Consider the following 17,511-nt stretch of genomic DNA (forward strand, 5'->3'; position numbering starts at 1 on the left):
TGCAGAGCTCTGCGTCGCTGCTCCTTGGTGTATGAGCGGTTCATGATGGAATCCTCCAAGATTCCGTCCGCATCCCCTTTTGTCACTTAAGCCGGTTTGGAAGTGATGGGGTTAAGTGACAATTTTCGATTTTGTGACCTTGGATGACTGTGTCGTTTTGAGGAGTCGTCTGCACGGATTTCAGAAGTCCTCTGTACTATCGCCATCCACTCCGGAGAGGCCGCGGGCGTTCGTCCACTTCATCTGGAACGCGATTCGACAGAGCGCATTCAATACGATGGTCTTTTTCTCCCTGCGAAGGATGGGGGCAGTTTAGGGTACCAGGGTGTTGACCAGATCGAGGAATTCCTCAGCGTAGGCAATTTGCTTGCGTAGCTTTTCGTAGCGGGTGCGCGTCTCCTCACGAATGTCGGCAAGGGTGGCCTTGGCATTACTCCGTGCCTGCTGTGCGGTATCACTGTCCTGCCCGCCATCTGAACTATGAAGAATCTCCGCAGCTTCCAGGAATTCCCGCATCTGATCCAGAGTAAACCCCAGCGGTTTCATCCGTCGCACCAGCAAAACACGACGTACATCAGCCTCACTATAAAGCCTGAACCCACCAGGGCTACGCCCCGATGGGGTAATCAGGCCGACGTTGTCATAATAACGCAAGGTGGGAATCGACAACCCCGTCTGGTCAACGACCTCGCCGATCTTGAAATTACTGTTTTGCATTGCCTGTTCTCCTTCACGGTGATGTTGCCCACGGGTTCCTGTGCCTGGGTTGGCGGTTGAGTAAAACTCCCGCTACCATGACCACCATCACCAAACCTAAAGTTACTAGAGGGTTGGATTCCTTTCGGGCGTTCGCCCAGTTACCTATCCCCTCAAAGATTGGACATCTATGACTGAAACTAGCACGGCGGCCCCCCACCCCCTCCTGAGCTCAGACGGCGCTGATGCCCCTACCGGGATCATCGCATCCTTCCGTTACGCATTTTCTTCCCCCGCCCGTATCCGTATAGAGATTCTGGCCGGACTGGCGGTATCCCTGGCGCTGATCCCTGAGGCCATTGCCTTTTCCATCCTTGCCGGTGTTGACCCAGCCATGGGTCTGTTTTCCTCGGTAGTCATGGCCATTGCGATCGCCTTTACCGGTGGCCGCCCGGCAATGATCACCGGCGCCACCGGGGCTATTGCCCTAGTCATTGCTCCTGTGGCGCGTGGTTACGGGATGGATTATTTCATCGCCACCGTCTTGTTGGGCGGTGTCCTACAAATCGTGCTCGGAGCCCTCGGTGTGGCGAAACTTCAGCGTTTTATCCCCCGATCGGTGATGCTGGGTTTCGTCAATGCACTGGGCATTATGATTTTCACCGCCCAACTCGAACACCTCATTGATGTGCCTTGGATGGTCTACCCACTCGTCGGCTTGGGTGTGGTGATCATGATTTTCTTCCCCAAGCTCACCAGTGTGATCCCCGCCCCGCTGGTCACGATTATCGTGCTCACCGGTTTGGTCATTGCCGCCGGTTTGACTGTCCCGACGGTCTCGGACATGGGCAAGATGCCGGAGACCTTACCGTCCCTGTTTATTCCGAACGTGCCGTGGACGTTGGAGACCCTGCAGATCATCGCGCCTTATGCCCTGGCCATGGCCGTGGTCGGTCTCATGGAATCGTTGATGACCGCCAAGCTCGTCGATGACATCACCGACACTCATTCCGATAAAACTCGCGAATCCTGGGGGCAGGGGGTGGCTAATATTGCCTCCGGTTTCTTCGGCGGCATGGGTGGCTGCGCGATGATCGGTCAAACCATGATCAACGTCCGCGAATCCGGGGCACGTACCCGCCTATCCACCCTGTTAGCCGGTGTGTTCCTGCTGGTCCTGGTCCTGGCACTGGGCGACATCGTTGGCATGATCCCGATGGCTGCGCTGGTGGCAATCATGATCATGGTCTCGGTCGGCACCATCGACTGGCACTCGGTGCATCCACGCACCCTTAAACTCATGCCGGTCTCTGAGACCATTGTTATGGCCGTGACGATTATTGCCACCCTAGCCACCAGCAACCTGGCCATTGGTGTGGTGTTGGGTGTGGTCACCGCGATGATCATGTTCGCCCGTCGGATGGCACATATCGCTTCCATTGAAAAGGTCTCCGAGATCGACGGCGACGGCGATGGCGAGATTGATACTCGTACCTACCGGGTGCATGGCCAGTTGTTTTGGGCATCAAGCAATGACCTGGTTTATCGCTTTGATTACACCGATTCTGCCCGTCATATCACTATTGATCTCACTGAGGCGGAGATCTGGGATGCCTCCACGGTCGCGACCTTTGACGCGATTACGCAGAAGTTCCAGGACAGGGGCAAAACCGTGTCCATTATCGGGCTCGACGGTCCCAGTCAGGACCGGCTGAACCGCCTGTCTGGCCGGCTTGGCACCGGCCACTAACATCCCCCGACTCGAGCACATCGACTTGGCGCCCCAACTTATAACCGGGGCGCCAGTTTATTGGTGCTGTTGCAAAGTTGGGGCATAGGAAGAGCATAAAAGAAGCGTAGCGGTTAACCGCTACGCTGTGTTGTGGGGATTTTTACTTTTTACGGTGCACGTGTTCTAGTTAGTGGTTCGTTTCTTTCCTCGGGTGATTGCGACGGTATTCCTCGACTAAGTGAGCAATACCCGGCGCAGCCTGGGACAGCATCCAGGTCATAAGCGCTATAAGAACCCCTATGACGATAAGTGTTAACGCCAACCAGCCCAGTGTTGGGCCGATGCCGTTGGCCTCCTGGACGTGACCCCACAAGGCAGACACGCCGTCGGGTATGCCGAGCATACTTAGCAGCCCCTTCCCCAAGGCTCCGACAGCAACGAGTGCAATAGCAACGAAGAGAACACTGGCTGCAATCCACGAGGCAGACATGCAGGCCTTAATAAAGTTCGTGTTCGACTTTTCCATATCGTCGTTATACTGCTTGCGTTCTGCGCGTATCTCCTCCAGCAGCTTTTCGTTGGACTCCTTCTCCTGGAGCAGAGCGCTGCGAGCCTTCTTAGAGGCTTCTGCTGCCTCGTGCAGGTTCTTAGGCTCTTTCGACATTGCCTCAGATACAGCTACTTCTACCAGCGGTTCCAGGCTAGAAGTCAGGCTCGAAGTCATCTGAGCGTTCAGGCTCTGGCTGCGACCCGGACCACATCTACTCAGACACCATCTCCGGCACCAACTGGCAACGGCCTGGTCTTGATGACGCGCTGGCGTACATGCGCCCCGACGACACGCTCGTTGTCACGCGCTTGGACAGGCTCGGCCGCAGCCTCGCGGACACTGTGAACACCATCGCTGACCTCGCCGAGCGCAACATCAACGTCAAGGTGCTGGAGCCAGCACTCGATACGTCGAAACCCACCGACAAGGTGGTCATCAACGTCATGGCAAGTCTTGCCGAGTGGGAGCGTGACCTGCTTGTCCAGCGCACCCGTGAAGGAGTAGCGCACGCCCGCGCCCAGGGCAGAGTTGCCGGCCCGAAGCCGAAGCTCGACAAGGAGCAAGCCCAGATCGCCAAGGAGCTTATCGACGGCGGCAAGTCCATCAGCGCAGTAGCCAGGACATTCAACGTCTCGCGGCCGACGATCTATCGCGCTCTCAAGCGCATCGACGCCGACGCTTAGGCACAGGCTGCGTCGCTAGCGCTCGCACCCGGTAAGCCAAGCACAGGCTTCGCTAGCGACGCTCGGCACACATGAGGCACTGCACTGCTGGGATACGCCTGCGACCGGCAGAGCCGGACCGAATACGGGATTGGCCACGTACACCCCGTATTCGTGCAAAGGAGCACTGCCATGTCCACTCATTCCCACACGCTTGCATCCCACGGTGAGATCCTCGCGAACCTCCCCGGCATCCTCGGGTTTTACCCGAACAACTCGCTGATCCTCGCGTTCTTCGTCGACGACGAGGGCGTCGACACCGTCCGCCTCGGCCCGGTCGCACGGTTCGACCTGGACGAGGCAGTGGAGAAGCTCACCGAGAGCCGCGAGCGGTTCGCAGCGTGGGTCCACCACCTCGAACTCGACGCTGTTATCGCGTACATGATCAGCGATGACATTGCGCAACCGATCTTCGACGAGACGGCCACGTACCTCACCAGGGAGGCAGTGCACCTCCCGCCGCTGCTCGGGGTAGTGCAGGTGCCCGAGATCGTCACCGGGGCGGCGTGGTGGTCTGTCTACCAGCATCCGCTCATCAACGAGCCACGCCACGGCGTTGTCGGCGAGGTCGCCGCATCGGCGGCGCTTCAGCAGATGCTAGAGCACACCGGCGAGCTGCCGGAGCCGAGCAAAGACGACATCGAGGCACGGTTGAACAGCACCGACCACGGCATCGACGCTGCCGAGCACGCCGACGTCATCGAAGACGCGCTGGCGTATATCCCGCCCATGTTCGCAGACATGCTGCAGCGTGAATACGAGCAGGCGGCGGCAGGGATCACCCAGCCGAGCACTCGTGCCGTTCGATCGGCGCTGAAATGCTTCACCACGCCGCGCTTGCGAGACACGCTGCTCGCGGCGCTGCTCGATGACCCGCAGGCGGGCCTTGCGCTCATAGAGAAGGTTATGCGCGCTGTCCCGACCAGCTGGCCGGGGATGCGCGCCCAGCTCACCGCCACTGTCGCAGTGCTCGCGCACGCCACCGGCCAGCCGGGACTAGCTGGCGTGGCTGCGCAGCGAGCCACCGAGATCGGGCCAGACGAGAACTTCCCGTCGTTGGTGGCGAAGCTGACCGACATCGGCCAGGGTGAGCGGATGGTCGAGCTTGTCCGCGAAGGCGCCGAGAAGACCCGCACCATCTTGTTCACCGAGTAGCACCACCTACCCCGTTGCAGCGATGCAACGGGGTTTCTTTTTCTCGCGGGGCCGTGGCTGGCGACAACAGACACCTCAACGAGGCAGGGGAGCGACCCCTAGACAGCAGAGCTGTCTCCAACAGACGGATTGACCATCAATCCGAACAAGGAGGCACGTGATGCGCGACATCACCCACACCGACCTGGAACTGCTCTACCAGCTCGCCGACGGCATCGACGGCGAGGACGCCGATCCGGGCGCAGCACAAGAACTGCGCGACCTAGAGGCGGCAGGCACACCGCTGCCCTGGGCAGTGTTGTAACGACAGCGCAACCGCCCCGCAGCAGCAAAGCAGCTGCTTAAGTACCCAAATTGCACGGCAAATCACACCCACTCACGTAAGGAGAACCAACATGTCCAACCCCTTCAACAACGGCACCATCGTCGGCAACGCAGCTCGCGCACCCAAGCTGTTCGAGCACGCAAACGGCGGCGCGACGGTGAAGCTCAGCGTCTATGCGCGCAACACCTTCAAGAACAAGTCCACCGGCAAGGTGGAAAGCGAGATCGTGGAGCTGACCGGCTACGTCCAGGACGCCGCGAACCCCGGTGTGTTCGGCTGCATCGGCTCCGGCGATCGCGTTGCGGTGAGCTACTCGCTCAAGACCGACGTCTACACCGACAAGGACGGTGTGAAGCAGTACCCGCTGGTGGCGCGCATCGACACGGTGCAGCTGATCGATTCCAAGAAGGAGTCCGCTGCTCGCGCTGCCCGTCGCGGAGGCGAGGCGGCGACCGCCGCCCTGGCTGGCGCTGAGGGCGAAGAAGTACCGTTCTAACTACGAAACCCCGCAGGGAAACCTGCGGGGTTATTTTTTCAACCATTTCACACGCCAATTTGCTGCGAATCACTTGTGCAGTTTTACGGTGCAGTGGTGCGGTGCTTTTACTGGCGTTTCTGCTGCGCAACTCACTGCACTATGTAGTGTCTGTGACATTTCATTAACACGTAGGTTGCACTGTGTATTGGGCACCCATTTCATCGACACGTTTACTGCGCAATCAAATGCCCTGTCACTTTAATGACATGTGAATTGGGCAGTGAAGTGGTTTGTCATCCTATTGACACCTTTACTGCGCAACAGGATGACAACGACATTCTGCAGGTCTGTGTGCTGGCATGTTTGCTGTGCAGCACATGCGCCGTCGTACACACCGACGCGCTGCGCAATATCTCCGCCACTTAACCGGCCAATTCGCTGCGCAACGTAGTGACACTTGGCCCCGCTTAGCCGAGATTTCTTCGATTTTCGCCGAATCTCAGCGGTTTCATACCGCAGATGACCGACGACGCCGACGGCGCCCTGTACGGCCCGCAGACGGGCGTGCAGAGCGCATGGTGAGCTGCTAAAGCTCCATACCGCCGTCACGATCACGCTGCTGTTGCTGCTGGCGGCGCTTCTCGATACGCTCGCGCGCACGTTGCTGCGCCCCGCCCTTCTTGCCTGAGGTCTGCGACTGCTTGAACAGCGTGTAGCGCTCAAGCAGCTCCGGGCTGCGATGCAGTTCTTGCACCAGGAACTTCTTGTCCAGATGCTCCAACTGCTGTCCTGACTTCACCGCTTCTTCGATGATGATGGCTGCTTCATCTTCGGCGTCCGTGTGCGCGTTGCGGCGGATCTGATCAGCCTCATCGCGGGCATCCGTGCGCGTTACTGCAGCGTCGCGCGTGGCCTCGTCGCGGATGCTTGTGGCCTCATCTCGTGCTTCGCTGCGGATCGTCTCAGCGTCGCGCTCAGCCTGCTTACGGGCCTCGTCGGCTTGGCGTGTGATCGACTCCGCTTCGCTGCGGGCTGCGGCTGTAATCTCGCCCGCCTTGGCCTGTGCAGTCTCTTCGGCTCGTTCGAGCAGCTCGTCTGCTTGCGCTTCGGCAAGGCCCATGGTCTGCTCGGCTTCTTGCTTGGCCTTCTCGCGCGCGTCACTGCGGATCTGCTCGGCTTCTTGCTCTGCCTTCTCACGTGCCTCGTTGAGCACACGCTCGGCAACAGCGCGAGCCTGTTCTTCGGCGTGCTGCAACACACCTTGCGCTTTTTCGTTGGCAGCTTTTGCCTGTTCAAGTTCTTTTGCTGTTTGCTCGCGGTCACGATCAATTGCGTCCATATCGCGCTGCACGGATCGCTTCTTGACTTCCACATCATCCTCGCGCTTGGCGAGGTCGCGCTCCCGGTCTTGTTGTTCTGCGTAGCGTCCGAGGTTCAACGACTCGTCATGCCGCTCGGAGACTTCCAGTTCCACCGGATAGCCCAGCGAGTGCATGTGTTCGCGCAGGCCCCGTTGCGCGTCGATGAACTTCTGGTTACCCGAGATCTGCTTGCCCTTCTTCGGGCCGGATGTGTACCGCACTGAGGTGTCAGTGTTGTACGCGATGCCGGGGCGGCAACGGAGCTTGTCGGGATCTTCGGGCTTCGGTGAGAACGTATCCGCCTGGAACTGGATGTGTGGCGTTGATTCGTCGAAGTTCATATCACCGCCAGCGACTGCGTCGATACCGCCGGGAATGAAGTTCTCGGCGAGCCAACGCATTGACTCTTCGGGGTACATCATTGCTTCTTCGTAGTCGCGGGCTGCATAGCGCGGACGTTTCACTTCGCGCCCGTCCACCTCACTGGTGTAGTAGTCGGGGATCTCCTTGCACATCGACTTCGGCAGATACACGACGAACAGCGACGTCTCGAAACTGTTCTTCTGCACGCGCACTCCGTCCATCCGAGGCGTCTACGGCCGCCACAGGGCCGTACAGCCGCTGCCACAAAGATGAACCAATCGAGTCGCGGCGCTACACATTTGCATCAACAGCTGCCGCTGGATCTGCTGCGAGCGGGCGCTCGCGAAACACACGTCGCTGGCGGTGTCTGTTACATGCGCTTCAAGCGCATATGGCCGCCGCGAACGTGATACGTCTGCACCGATAGTGTGCTTGTAGCACGGGCCGATATGGAGTGTGTTACTCAGCCCGTGTCGTTGACCCCCGCAGCAGCATCAACACCGCCTGGCGGCGGATGGCTCGCTGCGGGATTTGGAACACCCTGCAATGACCGCCTGACGGCGGTGCCAGAGTGCAGGGTGTGGCTGTGCGCACCACGTTAACGATGTCGGTCTTGCCGTTCGGTTAGACACCTTGCGCTCGCAGGCTCGCTGCAGGTGTCTCGATGACGCGGGAAGACGCCGCAAGCGGCGTTTCCACCCGTCATCGGCCCTTACTTTAAGACCGACATACAACGGACGTAGCCGCATGTGGTGCGCACAGCGTGGCGACCTGCAGGTTTTGCGTAGGCACCATGTGCGCTTCGCGCATCAACGGGCCGTTTCGGGTAAGGGTCGAAGACCGCATTAAGACCCGAAACACGCAGGTCGCAGCCCCCTTCTGTGTCAAAACCCCTATATGTTTGTCGTTATAGGGGTAGAAGGGGGAAAGGGCATAAGGGGGTGCGACGCCTCCGCTGCGCTCCGGCGCTCGGCATAGCCGAGGCACTGCACCGGGTATTACTACTCGCTGGCGCTCGCATAACCCGCTGCCCGGCGCTGGCGCGCCGCCCCCTACAGCCCCAGTCTCAGACCTCGCTCGCTCGGTCTGGCTGGTGCTGTCTTGCCCTCCGCTTGCGCTCCGGTCAAGATGCCCAATAGTGCAGCTGGCGCTGCACCTTGTGTGATGACCCATGCTGTACGTCACGACACTGCCGGCAATCCGATATATCTTGTCGATATGTAATCGGATATGCCAGCATCGATGTGTCGTGTTTGGGTCATCACGAAACGCTCCATCACGGCAAGCCTGCCGAGATGGATATTGGCGTATCTCACGACGCGGCATTATGCGGCATGCGCCGCATACCATCTGCCGTCGCGGTTGCATCTTCAGCAGCACAGCTGCTGAAATCTGCTCTGTCCACGCTGCTGTCTTTGCTGCACCCACGGCCCCGTCTTCGGCATATTTCAAGTCCACACAAGACTATGCCGGCCAGAACCGCGCATAACAGCAGCGCGACATACCGCCAGCCATGTGGCGGATGATCCAGGCGACGGGGCAGACGTGTATATGCCCCGTCGCCGATACCGGCGCAAGCATCGTGACAGTGTCACGTGTAGCGGTGCCGCAGCCACCCGCACACACGCGAAAACCCCGCCCTTGCGAGCGGGGTGTGTGGCGACATCAAACGTGACGGCTGTACGTCGTCACGCCGCGTGGCCGTACACACATGAGGTGATTGCGTGTACGGCTAAAGGGTTAGTCGGGTACAACTTCTAGATGCCGCTTCGGCTTACTGCCCTCGGTGCTCTCAGGCATATTGCCATCACCGTTCTTAGGCGTATTGCCGTCACCGTTCTTCGGCGTATCGCCGTCATCTTCGGTCCCGGCGGGCTTGTCGTCGTCGAGTTTCACCTCGAACTCTTTGGCGTACTTGCGCAACTGCGCAAGACGCTCCTTTGCTGCTTTGTGTGCACGGCGCGCCTCGTTCACGGAATCTTTTGCTCGCTGCTCATCGCGGAGCGCGGCTGCGTAATCGTCTCTGAAAAACATGGTTTGTTCTCCTTGATTGAGTGAATTCTTTGTTTGGGCTCGGGGCACGACGGTGGAGCGCGCGTGTGTTGTAGCACGACCATCACCCATCAGCCCTCGCACTCAGCTCAAGACCCAGCCTGGCTAGCTGAGCTAAGCGGCGGGATCTCGTCGTAGGTGGGTTTGTCCGCACTAGTGCTTCGCACCACCCAGCACCGTGACGAGCTGCTGGCGCTGCTCATCTGTCAGTTGGGGCGCTGCATCCACGACGGCATCGACGAAGCCGTCAAATAGCTGCGGGGCAGGGCGGCGTGCGGCCGCGAGGTAGGCGTCGAGATCGTCTTGGCGAATCCGATAGGCGGTGCCGAAACGGTGGAATGAAAGACGGCCCTCTTTAATAGCTTTTCGCAACGTGGACTCGGAGCCGACGCCGAGATCGGCGAGTTCCTGCAGCGTGTAAAAGCGTGGCGCGACGGCGGTAGTCGTGTCCTTTTCGGACATAGAAAAACGCTCCTGGGCAGATTGATCTGTCCCGGAGCGGGGTGCTTTACCGGCTTGCTATTCAGGCGGCTTGGAGTGCCGTGCTCAACTCGCTAGAACGGTGGTCTGCCGTCCCATCGCTTTACGGGAGCGCTTACTCCCTACCTGACCGCTTTTGTGGTCGGCAATGCCGTTGCCGACCGGTCTATCTCGTCGGAGGAACCGCGCCTATCACGGTCGAGAGGCTATCTCTTTATGAATTATCCTCGGGGTTATCCCCCGTATGCGGCTGGCTAAACCAAAAACGAATTAAAACGCCACATACGGTCTGGGGGCCATCGTACGGAACTTATGCGTCGCGCACAATAGCCTGCGACCTAATCTTTACGAATCGAACCGAGCACGTTTCTACACGCCACGTGGCACGGCTGGGGTGTTGTGGTGGGGCAGCTGTTGTGTGGCGGCATGGTGACACGCAAGGGGCGCGCCTTTTTGTGACCTGTGACACGTCTATAGTGTGCTCGTTTCGTAGTTTTGACCTCGTTTCGTAATTTGCCGATCAAAATACGAAAAAATTACGAAACGCTCTACCTGCGGTTTCGTAGAACTACGAAAATCGGAAAACCAAATTACGAAACACGCGATAACGCTGTGACCTGCACAGACACGTCACATTTCGGGGATGTTTCGTAATTTTGCGGCATTTCGACCCAAACCTTTTAAGGGAGAGACACAGACACACATTACGGGCACATGTCTACGACATAGACCGTCCTCATTGAGGGCACGCTGCAGGGGTTGTAGCTATGTGACACGGCCGGGATGCTGCGTCACGGTGACACGCAAGGGGCGCGCCTTTTTATGACCTGTGACACGTCTGTAGCGCGCTCGTTTCGTAGTTTTGACCTCGTTTCGTAATTTGCCGATCAAAATACGAAAAAACTACGAAACGCTCTACCTGCGGTTTCGTGATTTCCGCAAACGAAAAGAACAAAACTACGAAACACGCGATAACGCTGTGACCTGCATAGACACGTCACATTTCGGCGGTGTTTCGTAATTTTGCGGTATTTCGACCCAAACCTTTTAAGAGAGAGACACAGACACGCATTGCAGGCACATGTCTACGACACAGAGCGTCCTCGTTGAGGGCACGCTGCAGGGGTTGCAGCTATGTGACACGGCCGGGATACTGCCACGCTGCAACACGTCCGTGGCGCGCCGTTGTGTGACACGCAACACAGGTGTTGTGTGTTCGTTTCGTAGTTTTGACCTCGTTTCGTAATTTGCCGATCAAAATACGAAAAAATTACGAAACGCTCTACCTGCGGTTTCGTGATTTCCGCAAACGAAAAGAACAAAACTACGAAACACGCGATAACGCTGTGACCTGCATAGACACGTCACATTTCGGCGGTGTTTCGTAATTTTGCGGTATTTCGACCCAAACCTTTTAAGAGAGAGACACAGACACGCATTGCAGGCACATGTCTACGACACAGAGCGTCCTCGTTGAGGGCACGCTGCAGGGGTTGCAGCTATGTGACACGGGACACAATCGCAATCAAGGTGTCTCTTCTTATTTAGATTTTCTTCAAAAAGTGGAAAAATTACGAAACGAAAACCATTTACGCTGCTCAACGTATGTTTTTGTGTTTCGTAGTTTTGTTCTTTTCGTTTACGAGATTACGAAATGACCCGCAAATACCTACCGTGACCTGCGGTGATGTGTTTCGTATTTTTCTGCGTAATTTCACGTCGCCCGAAGCAGACACCCTGCCGTGTGCTTGCTGCAGGGCTGCGGCCGTCCCTCCATGTGGAGCGTCAGTGTCGATGCTGTAACTTAAACGTACATACATTTGTGGCGCTCTCGTTACGTGTCTGTGCATTGCCGAGCTCTTTACTGTTGTGTGTGGGCGCGCAGCCGTAGTGTCCGTGCCACTCCGAGTAGGGCGCGTCGTACCCCAAACCCATGTTCAATTAAATTCCAATCCAGAGAGGTCTTGCACTGTTGCGGTGCGGTTGTCTTCTTTCTCACCGTATTGGACCCTGCGAAATTAATTGGATACGATAGGCCCATGTTGATTTCAGGTTCCGTTTTCATGCGGCCGCTCACCAGCCGCTAAGGCGGTTTTCTCCCTCCCGCAGGTTAGAAACCGCTCCGGTCCTTTAGCCGGGCGGCCATTTGCCATGCCCGGCTCCGTTTCAACTCCACGGAGCACACCTGATGTCTACATACGGATACGGCCGTCACGAACATGGCCAAAATTTTCTCACAGACCACAAGATCATCAACTCCATCGTCGATCTTGTAAAACAAACCTCCGGCCCCATCATTGAGATCGGGCCAGGAAGCGGTGCCCTCACTCACCCGATATCCCACTTGGGGAGGGCAATAACGGCAGTTGAGGTAGACGCAAAACTAGCTGCCAAACTCACAAAAAAGACCGCCTCGGCGTCGGTCGAAGTGGTCCATGATGATTTCCTCAACTTCCCGTTACCCGCCACTCCCTGCGTCATTGTGGGAAACATTCCCTTTCACCTCACCACTGCCATTCTTCGAAAGTTGTTGCATGCGCCGGCATGGACTGCCGCTGTACTCCTCATGCAGTGGGAAGTCGCTCGCCGCCGGGCCGGGGTAGGTGCAAGCACGATGATGACAGCTCAGTGGTCCCCATGGTTCACGTTTCACCTTGGTTCCCGAGTACCAAGGTCTGCTTTCCGGCCACAGCCAAACGTTGACGGGGGGATCTTAGTGATCCGCCGGGTGGGTGACCCGAAGATCCCGATAGAGCAACGCAAAGCCTTTCAGGCGATGGTGCACACCGTTTTCACCGCCCGGGGACGCGGGATAGGGGAAATTCTCCGAAGGGCAGGGTTGTTTTCATCACGTTCAGAGACACAATCATGGTTGCGCTCGCGAGGAATCGACCCCGCAACCCTACCTCCCAGATTGCACACCAGCGACTGGATCGATCTCTTCCAGGTGACTGGTTCCTCTTCACCGCGCCATCGGCCCATTTCACAATCGGGAAGTAGTCAACGCCCTCCTCAACGGAAAAATCGAGGCCGGCGGCGGTAATCCCCCCACCACCAAAACCGAAATCCACCAGTAGTAGTGAACGACCCATGTTCGTCTACCGTGAGCCGCGTTATGGCAGTGACGTGTTCTCGTCGGGCACAGTCATAGTTCCCGGCGTTGCCAGCGACAGGGTTCTACACCCAGCAGCGGGACCGATCAAAATCACCCGCACGGGGAACGACCCTGCTGGTGGTTTCGATTTTGATGAAAGCGAGGAGACATAGCCCCTCGCCAACTCCCCGTAGCTGGCGAACAGTAGCTCCTGGCGCTGGCGCTCGTTGGTGAGTTTGCGTGCCACATCGAAAGCCTTATCGACTTCCCGGTCCAAGTTGTTGTGAGCCTTGAGCAGAATTGGGTCCATCGATAACGGGTTGTAGTGCTCCGCGAGTGACCGCTGGGGGTGCCGCTCGCGTGCCCGCAGCACCAACTGTCCAGCGTCGATGATTCGCTGCTGCGCCTTCTCATCTAGTTCACACAGAGCTGGTCCGCAGTTGTAGCTCCCGATGTACTCCGAAAAACGGAAAAAATAAATAGTGGGGATACATCAACCTTCCACTTTCCATTCTTCCGGCTCAGAGTATTGAGGGGTCTGGGACCGGGTCCGTAAACCCTTTATGTTTTTCGCGCACAGCGGTTTTTAGCGACGCACCCTATAGGTTTTCCGCAGAACCTATATGTGTTTCTGTGCACCCCCATATGTTGTCTGTTTCTAGCGGTATTTCGTTGTACTTTGCGCATCGAATAGTTATTTATCGACGACACTCCGTTGAATTTAAGTTCAATGTGTAGGTTAGCCGCATAAGAAGCTCTGGCAGATGGTGGGATAATCCTGCTCTGACATCTTATTCCAGCTTGGATGCGCTGGGATTAGGACTGGTCACGTGTGAGAAGGTTTCGTGTACAACTAGTGACATGAACTTTTTATTGCTCGGTGGTACCGGTTTCCTTGGAGGACACATTGCGGCTGCAGCAATCGACCGAGGGCATCAAGTTACTTGCCTCGCGCGGGGTAACGGGAAGGTTCCCAACGGAGCCGAATTTGTGAGTTCAGACCGTGACCGTGACGGTGCGTACGATGAGGTTGCGGGGAAAACTTGGGACACCATTGTGGATCTGACGAGTCAGCCGAAGCATGCGCGGGATGCGGCGGCGAAACTCCAGGCCAAGCATCGTATATTTGTGTCTTCGAGCAGCGTATATGAGGACCAAGGAAGTATTTCTTCCGAGTCTGATTCCATAGTCACTCCGCTTGAAATTGACTACATGGAGAACATGGGGCAGTACCCAGCTGCAAAGTCTGCTTGCGAAACGATTTATCGCAGCACAAATAGGTCGGTAATGGTAGTTCGACCCGGTCTGATCGCCGGCTACGGCGACGAAACAGGGCGCAGTGGTTACTATCCGTGGCGCTTCGCGCATCCCACGGGTGAGAACGTGATCGTCCCAGACCCGGCGTTTCCCGTCGCTATGATTGATGTGAAAGACCTTGCAGACTGGATAGTTGAGTCTGCAGAAGTTGGGACTTTCGGAACCTTTAACGCTACGGGGTTTGCTACTTCCTTGTCTGATGTGTTCAAGATTTCGCGTGAGTTAACCGCATCGGAGGCTACGGAGCGACCTTGCTCTGATGAACTGCTTCTCGCTAATGATGTAACCCCGTGGATGGGCCCAAAATCGTTGCCGTTGTGGGTACCAGGTGAACAGTTTCGCAACATCGCGCTACTCGATTGCGCCACAGCCTACGAAGCTGGCCTGCAGATTCGCCCGTTGAAAGAAACATTGGCGGATGCGCTGCGATTCGAAGAAGAACAGCAGGGGGAAAGACTCGCTGGGCTCAGCGATGAAGAGGAAGTCGTGCTTCGCCAGCGGTTAGAAGATGGTATTTAGTTTCGGCGGGAACAGTTTTAGTTGCAGTCGGGACCGTGCTCAGTTGGTTTTCGTTCCGCGACTGAGTGGGAGAATGGGTCCGAATCTGGCTTGAGGGCAACTTCGGCGGTGCTAGCTCTTCGTGACGGGGAGCGATCTAGCCTGCGGAGGTTGCCTTTCCGAGCAGAAAACGCCTTGCGGCACACTTTTCAGGTTTCTCGATTCGCTTACAACTGAGTGAGGTAGCCTTCTTTCGCCACTCCGTGGAGTTCAAGTTCAACGTGTAGTGCTTAACCTCTGCGATGAACTCTTTGATCCCGGGACGTGATGAGGACTGGGGCTATTGTGCTCCCCCGAACGCTACGGCCCGGGGACACGAGGCTGTGTCGCAGGTGCAAGCGAGAGGACCAGGAGCGAAACACAGACCGCTGAGTCGACGCAGTCACGGTAAAGACGGAGCCGTCTAGGCGGTGCTCGAGGTTGCGCGAGATACGGTGACGCTGGGCGTCGGTAAGCGATGCGCATTCGGCGACATCGATGGAAAGCTGGACTTTGCCGTCCGTCGTGTTGACGCCCTGGCCGCCTGGAGTCGACGATTTCGCGAAACGCTCCGCGAGATCGGCGGCGATGACCGCGCCGTCGGGGATCCCCGGGCCGGGCGCTATGGTCAGGTCGTTCATGCCGCCCAGCCTAGGTGCCCACAACCCTTTCTCGTCTCGGCGGAAGCGGAGACCGCGTCGCGACGGCCGGGATCCAGCCTCAGTATTATCCTCGTCACCGGTTGATTCGAACGCTTTTTGCTCCTCCTTCTCCCGTCGGGCTTCGATTTCAGCGGCCTCCGTAGGTGGCAGTGATCGCTGGATCCCTCGAACTACCGGTTCCGATCAGCGGTCGAAGGATTTTCGCAGCAGCCAGTCCTGCGGCCTCGGTGCCGCCGCCGTAGCCTGACGAGCATCCCGGCCGTGACGGCCATCGCGACGGCGATCCCGGCACCGATGATCCAGGGATTGCCGAGGAGCCCTCCGACGCCTGCGAGTGCTCCGCCCGCCGCGATGAGCGGCAGGCCGCAGCAGAGCAGCAACGGAAGCGCGCAGCATGCCAGTAGGAGCAGCCCGGTCCCTGCGGCGACGATGGGACCGGCGCGCCGTTCGTCGCGGTCGTGATCGGCGCTCATCGTCTGCACCTCTTCCGGATGAGATCTCCCCGATTGCCTGTGTTGCCGTTCATGCGCAGCACGACAGCAGCGACGGGTCGGTGGTGAAGGCCTTCGCGGCGATCCGGATGCCCTCGGCCATGGTCAGGTAGGGGGCCCAGGCGTTGGCGACCTCGGCGACGGTCCTGCCGAGCACGTGGACGCCTGCGGCGGCGAGCTCCCCGGCGTCCTTGGCGACGGCGGTCAGGCCGAGGATCTCGTTCGTCTCGGCGTTCACGACGATCTTGATGAACCCGCGGGTGTCGCGGTTCACCAAGGCGCGGGGCACGTGGTGCAGGGGCAGGACGCGGCAGTCGCAGCGGATCCCCGCGGCGAGGACGTCCTTCTCGGTCATCCCGACCGCGCCGATCGCGGGCCCGGTGAACGTCACCCGCGGCAGGCGGGCGTAGTCGACGGACCGGTCGGCGTCGGCGAACGCGTTCTCGGCGACGAGGGTGCCGTGGTGGGCGGCGACGTAGACGAACTCGGGGTGCCCGGTCACGTCGCCCGCGGCCCAGACCCGCGGGTTCGAGGACTGCAGCCGGTCGGAGACGACCACCTCGCCGGAGTCTCCGGTATTCACCCCGACCGCATCGAGGTTCAGGCCATCGGTGACGGGACGGCGTCCGAGGGCGACCAGGACCTGGTCGGCGCGGAACTCCTGCGAGCCGCCGGACAAGGCGGCGGTCACGACGGCCTCGCCTCCCGTGGCGCGGGAGACCCGGATGGGCACTGCGCGGCTGACGACGCGGATGCCCTCGTCGGCGAACACCTCCTGGAGCGCCTTCGACACCTCCGGCTCCTCCTTCGAGGCGAGCCGGGACCGCACGAGCAGCGTGACCTGCGAGCCGAGGCGGGCGAACAGCTGCGCCTGCTCCAGGGCGACGTAGCCGCCGCCGAGCACCAGCAGCGACTCGGGGACCTCCGTCAGCTCCATCGCCGTGGTCGAGGTCAGGTATCCGGTCTCCTCCAGGCCGTCGATCGGCGGTGCCCACGGGCGAGAACCAGTCGCGACCAGGTAGTGGTGGGCCTCGATGGTCTCGACGCTTCCGTCGGATCCGGCAACATCGAGAACCGGCGCATCAGGGGTGCCCACGAACGAGGCGTCGCCGCGGAGGACCTGCCAGCCGTAGGAGTCGGCGACGTCGGCGTACTTCTCGCCGCGCAGCGACTCCACCAACGCTTGCTTCCCAGCGATCAGCGCGGGCATGTCGACGGGATCCGCCGTCGTCGCGATCCCGGGGAACCGGGTTGCGGCGTCGACCGCGACGTGCCGCGCGCCGGCCGCGGCAATGAGCGCCTTCGACGGGACGCAGCCCGTGTTCACGCAGGTGCCGCCGAGCGTCCCGCGCTCGATCATCACCACCGACTTCCCGAGCGTGCTGGCGCGGATCGCAGCGGCGAACGCGCCACCTCCCGATCCGATGATGGCGAGATCGTACTTCGTAGGCATCGCTGCTCCTGTCAACTCTTGGCTTTCTGCTCTGTCTCTGCCA

The 17,511-nt window shown here is 58.9% G+C and carries 16 protein-coding genes; 7 read left to right on the top strand and 9 right to left on the bottom strand.

The window, feature by feature from the left end:
• Window positions 1-312: 312 nt before the first annotated feature.
• Window positions 313-717, bottom strand: coding sequence for a MerR family transcriptional regulator (locus KBX07_RS00005; RefSeq protein ID WP_048733850.1), 405 nt, complete (start codon window positions 715-717; stop codon window positions 313-315).
• A gap of 169 nt (window positions 718-886) precedes the next feature.
• Here KBX07_RS00005 and KBX07_RS00010 point away from each other — a divergent pair, with 169 nt between their 5' ends.
• Window positions 887-2,446 (top strand): SulP family inorganic anion transporter, encoded by a 1,560-nt coding sequence (locus KBX07_RS00010; RefSeq protein WP_256022499.1) that lies wholly within the window; start codon window positions 887-889, stop codon window positions 2,444-2,446.
• 169 nt (window positions 2,447-2,615) lie between these two features.
• Here the strand turns inward: KBX07_RS00010 and KBX07_RS00015 are convergent, their stop codons facing one another.
• Window positions 2,616-3,152, bottom strand: a complete 537-nt coding sequence (locus tag KBX07_RS00015) for a hypothetical protein (protein WP_256022500.1) — start codon at window positions 3,150-3,152, stop codon at window positions 2,616-2,618.
• A gap of 35 nt (window positions 3,153-3,187) precedes the next feature.
• Here KBX07_RS00015 and KBX07_RS00020 point away from each other — a divergent pair, with 35 nt between their 5' ends.
• From KBX07_RS00020 to KBX07_RS00035, 4 genes are all read left to right on the top strand, one after another.
• Window positions 3,188-3,661: a recombinase family protein gene (locus tag KBX07_RS00020; RefSeq protein ID WP_256022878.1), complete on the top strand. Its 474-nt coding sequence runs from the start codon at window positions 3,188-3,190 to the stop codon at window positions 3,659-3,661.
• Window positions 3,662-3,832: 171 nt separating this feature from the next.
• On the top strand, window positions 3,833-4,855 hold the full coding sequence (locus KBX07_RS00025; protein WP_256022502.1) for a DUF4192 domain-containing protein: 1,023 nt from the start codon (window positions 3,833-3,835) through the stop codon (window positions 4,853-4,855).
• A gap of 160 nt (window positions 4,856-5,015) precedes the next feature.
• Window positions 5,016-5,159 carry a hypothetical protein gene (locus tag KBX07_RS00030; protein ID WP_016456431.1) on the top strand — a complete coding sequence of 48 codons (144 nt, stop codon included), beginning with the start codon at window positions 5,016-5,018 and terminating at the stop codon, window positions 5,157-5,159.
• 91 nt (window positions 5,160-5,250) lie between these two features.
• On the top strand, window positions 5,251-5,676 hold the full coding sequence (locus KBX07_RS00035; protein WP_016456430.1) for a single-stranded DNA-binding protein: 426 nt from the start codon (window positions 5,251-5,253) through the stop codon (window positions 5,674-5,676).
• Between the two features lie 568 nt (window positions 5,677-6,244).
• On the opposite strand, the gene KBX07_RS00040 is transcribed toward KBX07_RS00035, so the two are convergent.
• The 3 genes from KBX07_RS00040 to KBX07_RS00050 all read right to left on the bottom strand — a co-directional run bounded on the left by KBX07_RS00040 (window position 6,245) and on the right by KBX07_RS00050 (window position 9,896).
• Window positions 6,245-7,588: a hypothetical protein gene (locus tag KBX07_RS00040; RefSeq protein WP_231699088.1), complete on the bottom strand. Its 1,344-nt coding sequence runs from the start codon at window positions 7,586-7,588 to the stop codon at window positions 6,245-6,247.
• A gap of 1,534 nt (window positions 7,589-9,122) precedes the next feature.
• Window positions 9,123-9,416: a hypothetical protein gene (locus KBX07_RS00045; RefSeq protein ID WP_070725707.1), complete on the bottom strand. Its 294-nt coding sequence runs from the start codon at window positions 9,414-9,416 to the stop codon at window positions 9,123-9,125.
• 171 nt (window positions 9,417-9,587) lie between these two features.
• Window positions 9,588-9,896, bottom strand: a complete 309-nt coding sequence (locus tag KBX07_RS00050) for a helix-turn-helix domain-containing protein (protein WP_070725705.1) — start codon at window positions 9,894-9,896, stop codon at window positions 9,588-9,590.
• 2,206 nt (window positions 9,897-12,102) lie between these two features.
• On the opposite strand from KBX07_RS00050, the gene erm reads away from it, so the two are divergent.
• Window positions 12,103-12,957, top strand: a complete 855-nt coding sequence (erm, locus tag KBX07_RS00055) for a 23S ribosomal RNA methyltransferase Erm (RefSeq protein WP_016456425.1) — start codon at window positions 12,103-12,105, stop codon at window positions 12,955-12,957.
• Window positions 12,958-13,027: 70 nt separating this feature from the next.
• Here the strand turns inward: erm and KBX07_RS11400 are convergent, their stop codons facing one another.
• Window positions 13,028-13,381, bottom strand: coding sequence for a type IIL restriction-modification enzyme MmeI (locus KBX07_RS11400; RefSeq protein WP_016423158.1), 354 nt, complete (start codon window positions 13,379-13,381; stop codon window positions 13,028-13,030).
• Window positions 13,382-13,869: 488 nt separating this feature from the next.
• Here KBX07_RS11400 and KBX07_RS00060 point away from each other — a divergent pair, with 488 nt between their 5' ends.
• On the top strand, window positions 13,870-14,844 hold the full coding sequence (locus KBX07_RS00060) for an NAD-dependent epimerase/dehydratase family protein (RefSeq protein WP_070726273.1): 975 nt from the start codon (window positions 13,870-13,872) through the stop codon (window positions 14,842-14,844).
• Window positions 14,845-15,113: 269 nt separating this feature from the next.
• On the opposite strand, the gene KBX07_RS00065 is transcribed toward KBX07_RS00060, so the two are convergent.
• From KBX07_RS00065 to merA, 3 genes are all read right to left on the bottom strand, one after another.
• Window positions 15,114-15,503, bottom strand: a complete 390-nt coding sequence (locus tag KBX07_RS00065; RefSeq protein ID WP_015381421.1) for a class I peptide chain release factor — start codon at window positions 15,501-15,503, stop codon at window positions 15,114-15,116.
• A 191-nt stretch (window positions 15,504-15,694) separates the two neighbouring features.
• A complete protein-coding gene (locus KBX07_RS00070) occupies window positions 15,695-15,997 on the bottom strand; it encodes a hypothetical protein (RefSeq protein ID WP_081275423.1) in 303 nt (100 codons plus the stop codon).
• Window positions 15,998-16,046: 49 nt separating this feature from the next.
• Entirely contained in the window at window positions 16,047-17,468 is a 1,422-nt protein-coding gene (merA, locus tag KBX07_RS00075) for a mercury(II) reductase (protein WP_256022508.1), read from the bottom strand.
• Window positions 17,469-17,511 lie beyond the last annotated feature (43 nt).

The organism is Corynebacterium sp. CCUG 70398 (assembly GCF_024454055.1).
Lineage (GTDB): Bacteria > Actinomycetota > Actinomycetes > Mycobacteriales > Mycobacteriaceae > Corynebacterium > Corynebacterium genitalium.